This is a genomic window from Corallococcus terminator, from assembly GCF_003611635.1.
Lineage (GTDB): Bacteria > Myxococcota > Myxococcia > Myxococcales > Myxococcaceae > Corallococcus > Corallococcus terminator.
Window position 1 is genome coordinate 1 of record NZ_RAVZ01000437.1, and the last position, 6,871, is coordinate 6,871.

Here is a 6,871-nt window from a genome sequence, read left to right on the forward strand (position 1 = left end):
CTACGTGGGCACCGCGCAGGACATGGCGCTCGCGTTCGACGCGGATCCGGAGGTGAAGGCGTGGGTGGCCACCCTGTCCGGCCAGCCCCCGACGTTCAGCGACCTGGAGGCGCTGCGCCTGGGCACCGAAGGCCTGCGCCGCGTGCGGGCGGAGGCCCTGCGCTCGCGCGAGCTGTACCGGCGCAAGCAGAGCGTGCCGTACTCGCCGGACGAGAAGCAGTTGCTCGTCTCCACCTGGGCGGCCTTCTTCGACTGCTTCGTGTCCACGGAGGTGGTGCGCCAGCGCTACTGGGACTTCCTCAAGGTGCCCTCCCTCACCCAGCCGAAGAAGCACGCCTGGGGCTTCCTGCTCACCCACGCCGCGCTCGCCGCGGAGCTGTCCCAGGGCCTGCACTACGCGGACCTCGCCGGGGGCCAGGCGCAACTGGAGGTGCTGCTGGATGAGTCCGTGCCGGAGTACGGCCTGCCCCCGCGCGCCTTCGCCCGCTTCAAGGAGAAGGTCCTCCACGTGGGCACCTCCACGCAGTTGTTCACGGGCGATGGCTACCGCGCGACCCTGAACCCCATCCTCGCGAAGGCCGGCGTGCTGGACGAACCGGGCGTCCCCGCGCTGCTCCAGGCGATGCGGGCCGACAGCCAGGCCGCGCGCTCGCGGCTGCTCAAGCGTGGCCCGGTGATGTTCGCCAAGGCCGTGGCGGACCTCACCCAGGACACCACCGCGCGCGCGGTGTTCCCGGTGCAGAAGACGGTGGCGGAGTGGATGGGCGACACGCGCGTGCACCGCGTGGGCAAGCCGCTCATCTCCCGCGAGCAGACGCTGAAGCTGGTGGAGAAGATGGTGCCGGGGGACATCCTGGTGGCACGGCAGAACTGGTTTCTGTCCAACATCGGCCTGCCGGGCTTCTGGCCGCACGCGGAGCTCTACGTGGGCACCGCGCAGGACATGGCGCTCGCGTTCGACGCGGATCCGGAGGTGAAGGCGTGGGTGGCCACCCTGCCCGGCCAGCCCCCGACGTTCACCGGCCACCTGGCCCGGGCGTTCCCCGCCAAATGGGCCGAGTACACCGGCAAGGACGCCCATGGGGATCCGCTGCGCATCATCGAATCCATCAGCGAGGGCGTGAGCTTCACCGGCACGGAGCACGGCATGCACGTGGACTACCTGGGCGTGCTGCGCCCGCGCGTGTCCGCCGTGGACAAGGCCCGCGCCATCCTGCGCGCCTTCAACTTCCAGGGCCGTCCGTACGACTTCAACTTCGACTTCTTCTCCGACCAGACGCTGGTGTGCACGGAGCTCGTCTGGAAGGCCTACGCGCCCGCGAAGGACATGAAGGGCTTGAGCATTCCCCTGGTGAACGTGGCCGGGCGCCGCACGCTGCCGGCGAATGAGATTGTCCGCGTCTTCGACGCCGAGTACGGAACGCCCACCCGCCAGTTCGACTTCGTCGCCTTCCTGGACGGGCGGGAGGCCCAGGGTGACGCCGTCGAAGCGAACGCCGAGGTCTTCCGTTACACCTACCGTCGCATGAAGTGGGACATCGCTCAGGAGTAGAGGCACACCATGACGGAAGACACGGCGAACCAGCTCCTGGACCTGGCCACCGCGCTCTATGAGCGGATGATTTCCCAGCAGCAGGCGAAGGTGCTGCGCCTGGCGCGCGAGGCGGTGCCCAACATCGGGCCGGAGGAGATGCGCAACCCGCACGACTTCCCCCAGTTGAAGGAGCACCCGTCGTTCGAATTCGAGGATGGAATCCTGGCCGGACTGATTTCGGCCCACATGGCGCTCCGGGCGGAAATCAAGGGCCGCCTGCCTGCCATGCCCCCTGGGGCCTGACGCTCGGCTGCCTGCCTTTGCCGTAGGACCTTCCGTGGGTTACTGGTGCGCACCGTGAGCATTCCCTCTGGATTCGGCCCGCCGCTGGCACGCGAGCGACTGGTGTCTTCCCTGGCCGCGGATCCACCGCGTCTGGACCTGGCGGCCCTGGCCATCGCCACGCTGGGCCGGGTGGACCTGGACGCCCCAGCGTGTCTGCACACGCTGGACGCGCTCGCGTGCCGGGTGCAGGTGGAGGCGGAGCGGCTCAGCGAGAAGGGCGAGGCCCTGGCCTCCCTGCGCGCCCTGCGCCACGTGCTGGCGGACATCGAGGGCTTCCGGGGCAACGAGGACGACTACCACGCCCCGGACAACAGCTTCCTGGACCGGGTGCTGGAGCGGAAGGTGGGGCTGCCGATTACGCTCTCGGTGCTCTACCTGGAGGTCGCACGCCGCGCGGGCATCCCGCTGTACGGCGTCCCCTTCCCCGGGCACTTCCTGGTGGCGTGCGATGCGGGGGACCACAAGCTGGTGATGGATCCGTTCCACCACGGCGACATCCTCACGGAGCACGGGTGCGAGGAGCTGCTCAAGCGCGTGGCGCCACAGCTCAAGTTCGACCGTTCCATGCTGGCGCCCGCGCCGGTGGAGCTCATCGCCTACCGGATGCTGTCCAACCTGCGCCGCGTGTACCTGGGGCGCGAGGACAGCGAGCAGGGGCTGGCGGTGGTGGACCTGCTGCTGTTGCTGGCGCCGGACCATCCGGGAGAGCTGCGCACGCGGGCCGCGCTGCTCACCACGATGGGGGCCTTCCGCGCGGCGCTCAAGGACGTGGAGCGCTGCCTGGAGTTGTCGCCGGACGCGCCGGACCGGGAGCGGCTGGAGATGTCCGCGCGCGAGTTGCGCGAGCGGGCGGAGTTGCTGAACTGAACGCAGTGCTGTCTGGCGGCGAGCCGGAAGGAAGTTCCCTGTATGTCGTCCACCTCTGAACCAAAGGCGCCGAGTCTGAAGCCCTGGTTGCGCCTGCGCCGGGGGTTGGAGCACGACTTCGGCGTGGTGAAGGTGCGCGAGGACAGGGTGGTGGATCCGCGCACGCAACTGGAGCACCCGCGCGTGCGGATGGAGTGCGCGGACTGGGTCAACGTCATCGCGGTGACGAAGCAGGACGAGCTGGTGATGGTGCGCCAGTTCCGCTTCGGCATCGACGCGCCGACGCTGGAGGTGCCCGGCGGCTGCGTTGACCCGGGCGAGGAGCCGGCGGTCGCCGCCGCGCGAGAGCTGGAAGAGGAGACGGGCTACCGCGCCGGGCGGCTGGAGTTGCTGGGCGCGGTGCACCCCAACCCGGCCTTCCAGCCCAACCGGTGTCACACGTTCCTGGCGCTCGACTGCGAGCGCGTGAGCGGCGGGCACCCGGATGATGGAGAGGACATCGCCGTGGAGCTGCACCCGCGCGCGGACGTGCCCCGGCTCATCCTGGAAGGGCACATCACCCACTCGCTGGTGGTGGTGGCGTTCTTCATGGAGCGGCTGCGCGCGGAGGCTCGGCGGTAGGAGTTCCAGAGCGACGCGCGGCGCGGAGGCAGGGGCTCACGTCCAGTGGGCCTCAATCAACGCGCGGAGCGGGGCCGGGCCGTCTTGCGACGGGACTTCGGGGCAGCGGGCTTCTTCACCGGGGCTGCTTCCGCCTCGCGCTCCCACGTGCCCGAGCGGCCTCCGGACTTGTGGTCCAGTTGCACGGCCTCGATGACCATGCCCCGGTCCACGCTCTTGCACATGTCATAGACGGTGAGCGCCGCCGCGCACGCGGCCGTGAGCGCCTCCATCTCCACGCCTGTGCGGTCCACCGTCTTCACCCGCACGCGCACATCCAGCCCTTCGTCCACGGGCGTGAGCGTCACCTCCACGCCCGCGAGCGCGATGGGGTGACACAGGGGCACGAAGTCTGGGGTGCGCTTGGCGGCCATGATGCCCGCGAGCCGCGCCGCCGCGAGCACGTCCCCCTTCTCCACCTTCCCGGCGAGGATGCGCTCACGCGTCGCGGGCAGCATCCGCAGGCGCGCCGTGGCCACCGCCACGCGCTCCGTCTTCGGCTTGTCGCCGACATCCACCATCTTCACCGGCCAGCCCCCTTCGCCACGGCGGCGAGCAGGTCGTCCGCCACGTCGTCCGGATCCTCCAGCCCCACGGACACGCGGATGAGGCTGTCGCGGATGCCCGCCTGCGCGCGCTCCTCGGGCGTCATCCGGCGGGCGCTGGCGCTGGCCGCGTGCATCACCAGCGTGCCCACGTCCCCCAGCGACGGCCCGGGCTTGCACACCCGAAGCGCCTCCAGGAACCGGTCGCCCTCCTTCTGCCCCGCGCCCCGGATTTCAAACGCCACCATGGGCCCGAAGCCGCCCTCCAGCACCCGACCCGCCACCGCGTGGTCCGGATGGGACGGCAGGCCCGGGTAGATGACCCGCTCCAACAGCGGCGAATCCGACAGCCGCTTCGCCACGTGCGCGGCGTGCTCGTTGTGGGCCTTCATGCGGACAGGCAGCGTGCGCAGGCCGCGCAGCGTAAGCCACGCCTCGAAGGGCCCCAGCACGTCCCCGGACAGGATGCGCGCCGAACGCAGCGGATCCATCCGCGCCTTCGTGCCGCTCACCGTGCCGCCCAGCGCATCGCTGTGGCCGTTGAGCCACTTGCTGGTGGACTGCACCGAATAGTCCGCACCCAGCTCCAGCGCGCGCTGCCCGAAGGGCGACGGGAAGGTCGCGTCCACCGCGAACACACTGCCCGCATCGCGGCACGCCTGGGCGAGCGCCCGGATGTCCGGCACGCGCAAGAGCGGATTGGAGATGCTCTCCGCCAGCACCATGCGCGGGCGCCACTCGCGGATGCGCGACGGCGCCTCCGGATCCGTCTGGTTCAGCGGGCGCAGCTCCACGCCCCAGCGGGCGCAGAGGTTCTTGTAGAGGAAGCGGGTGACGCCGTAGCCATCCGTCGGCATCACCAGCACGTCCCCGGCCTTCCACGGCTGCGCATCAAAGAGCGAACGCAGCGCGGCCATGCCACTGGCGTATGCGACGCACGCCTCCGCGCCCTCCAGCGCCGCCACCGCCTCTTCCAACAACGCCGCGTTGGGCGCGCTGATGCGGGCGTAGGCGTAGTCCTTGCCATCCAGCGCGTCGGACAGGTCGTCACTGCTGTCGAACCAGTTCACCGCCGCCGGGAAGATGGGCGGCATGACGGGCACCGCCTTGCTCCCGGTGAGCCGGGAGCCCGCGTGCACCGCCACCGTCTTCTGCTTCGTGCTCATGCGCGTGTCGTCTCGCTGGAAGGCAGGGGCCTATACGGAGGGGGACTACTCGCCCTGCTCGATGAGCCAGCGCTCCGCGTCGATGGCGGCCATGCAGCCCGTGCCCGCCGCGGTGATGGCCTGGCGGTAGTAGCTGTCCTGCACGTCACCGCAGGCGAAGACGCCCGGGATGTTGGTGCGCGTGCTGCCAGGGATGGTCTTCAGATATCCACCCTGGTGCGTCTCCAGGATGCCCTGGAACAGCTCCGTGTTCGGCGTGTGGCCAATGGCGACGAACAGGCCCGTCGCGGTGACGAGCTGGCTGTCGTTCGTCTTGAGGTTGCGCACGACGGCGCCCGTCATCCCCTTGTTGTTGCCCACCACCTCTTCCACGGCGGAGTTCCACAGGAAGGAGATCTTCGGGTTGTTGAGCGCGCGCTCCTGCATCACCTTGGAGGCGCGCAGGGAGTCACGGCGGTGGATGAGCGTGACGTGGTTGACGATCTTCGCCAGGTACGTGGCCTCTTCCATGGCCGTGTCGCCGCCGCCCACCACCAGCACGTCCTGCTTCTTGTAGAAGGCACCGTCGCAGGTGGCGCACGCGGACACGCCGCGGTTCTTGTAGGTGTCCTCGCCCTTGACGTTGAGCCACTTGGCGGTGGCGCCCGTGGAGATGATGACCGTCTCCGAGCGCACCTTCATGCCGCTCTCGCTCTCCAGCAGGAAGGGCCGCTGGGAGAAGTCCACCTTGGTGATGTTCTCCATGTGCAGCGCGGTGCCGAAGCGCTCCGCCTGCTTCTGGAAGCGCTCCATCAGCTCCGGGCCGGTGATGGGCTCCGCGAAGCCGGGGTAGTTCTCCACGTCGGTGGTGACCATGAGCTGGCCACCCGGCACGCGCTGGGGGTGCTCCAGGGTGGGGCCACCGGCGAACACCACGGGCTCCAGGTTGGCGCGCGCGGCGTAGATGGCGGCCGTGTAGCCCGCGGGGCCTGAACCGATGATGGTGACCTTCTGAATCTTGTCCTGCGACACGGCGCCTCCTGCGCTGATGCGTTTCGGGCCCGGACGGTACCAGACGCCGTACTCCAGGCCATGATACGTACCGGGACTCCATGGATGCCGCTGTCCTCAAGAAGGTTGCGCTCTTCGAGGGTTTGACCCAGGGCCAGCTCGCCAAGGTCGCCCAGATTGCCCGCCCCCGGACCTACACCGCCGGGGATTTCCTCTTCCGCGAGGGAGACACCGGGCAGGACATGTTCATCCTCACCGACGGCAAGGTGCGCATTTCCAAATCCGTGCCGGGCATCGGGGAAGAGGCGCTCGCCATCCTCGAACCCGGCCAGTATTTCGGGGAGATGGCCGTCATCGAGGATTCGCCCCGCTCCGCGGACGCCATCGCCCACAGCGGCTGCACGGTGTGGGTCATCGAGCGGGCGAAGCTGGACCAGCTCATGTTCACCGACAAGGACCTGGCCTACGTGCTCCTCTGGACGTTCGTCCGCACGCTGAGCGAGCGGCTTCGCGAGACGAACGACAAGATCAAGGGCTTCTTCGCCATCTCCCGCTTCTAGCGGCCAGGCGCCTCCAGCCCCCCGTCTCCTCGCGCGCCGAGAGTGCGGATGGAGCACCGCTGTCCGTCCCGGGTCCGGGCCCCTTCGCGCGGGTCTGGACGGGCCTCACCCTTCACGCAGGAGTGGGAGGTCGGGGCACACGCCTTGCTCTTCCCCCGGCACGTGGAGGGAGGCGGGATGGAACAGGGCGGCGAGGCGTGGGAG

8 protein-coding genes are annotated in these 6,871 nt (G+C 69.5%); 5 read left to right on the top strand and 3 right to left on the bottom strand.

From position 1 onward, the window contains the following. Positions 1-22 precede the first annotated feature (22 nt). The 4 genes from D7V88_RS37255 (at position 23) to D7V88_RS37270 (ending at position 3,367) form a co-directional block, all read left to right on the top strand. Positions 23-1,552 carry a YiiX/YebB-like N1pC/P60 family cysteine hydrolase gene (locus tag D7V88_RS37255; RefSeq protein WP_244238598.1) on the top strand — a complete coding sequence of 510 codons (1,530 nt, stop codon included), beginning with the start codon at positions 23-25 and terminating at the stop codon, positions 1,550-1,552. Positions 1,553-1,561: 9 nt separating this feature from the next. Further along, positions 1,562-1,837: a hypothetical protein gene (locus D7V88_RS37260; protein WP_120545325.1), complete on the top strand. Its 276-nt coding sequence runs from the start codon at positions 1,562-1,564 to the stop codon at positions 1,835-1,837. Between the two features lie 84 nt (positions 1,838-1,921). Beyond that, entirely contained in the window at positions 1,922-2,746 is an 825-nt protein-coding gene (locus D7V88_RS37265) for a SirB1 family protein (RefSeq protein ID WP_120537818.1), read from the top strand. A gap of 42 nt (positions 2,747-2,788) precedes the next feature. Further along, entirely contained in the window at positions 2,789-3,367 is a 579-nt protein-coding gene (locus D7V88_RS37270) for an NUDIX hydrolase (RefSeq protein WP_120545326.1), read from the top strand. 56 nt (positions 3,368-3,423) lie between these two features. Here D7V88_RS37270 and moaC read toward each other — a convergent pair whose 3' ends face one another. The 3 genes from moaC to trxB are packed head-to-tail and all read right to left on the bottom strand — an operon-like array spanning position 3,424 to position 6,128. Then, positions 3,424-3,933 (bottom strand): cyclic pyranopterin monophosphate synthase MoaC, encoded by a 510-nt coding sequence (gene moaC / locus D7V88_RS37275; protein WP_120545327.1) that lies wholly within the window; start codon positions 3,931-3,933, stop codon positions 3,424-3,426. Further along, positions 3,930-5,117 carry a trans-sulfuration enzyme family protein gene (locus D7V88_RS37280; RefSeq protein WP_120545328.1) on the bottom strand — a complete coding sequence of 396 codons (1,188 nt, stop codon included), beginning with the start codon at positions 5,115-5,117 and terminating at the stop codon, positions 3,930-3,932. Before D7V88_RS37280 ends, moaC begins: the two co-directional genes overlap by 4 nt. Before the next feature lie 45 nt (positions 5,118-5,162). Beyond that, positions 5,163-6,128 (bottom strand): thioredoxin-disulfide reductase, encoded by a 966-nt coding sequence (gene trxB / locus D7V88_RS37285; RefSeq protein WP_120545329.1) that lies wholly within the window; start codon positions 6,126-6,128, stop codon positions 5,163-5,165. An 80-nt stretch (positions 6,129-6,208) separates the two neighbouring features. Between trxB and D7V88_RS37290 the strand changes: the two genes are divergently transcribed. Next, on the top strand, positions 6,209-6,667 hold the full coding sequence (locus D7V88_RS37290; RefSeq protein WP_120545330.1) for a Crp/Fnr family transcriptional regulator: 459 nt from the start codon (positions 6,209-6,211) through the stop codon (positions 6,665-6,667). Positions 6,668-6,871: the final 204 nt, after the last annotated feature.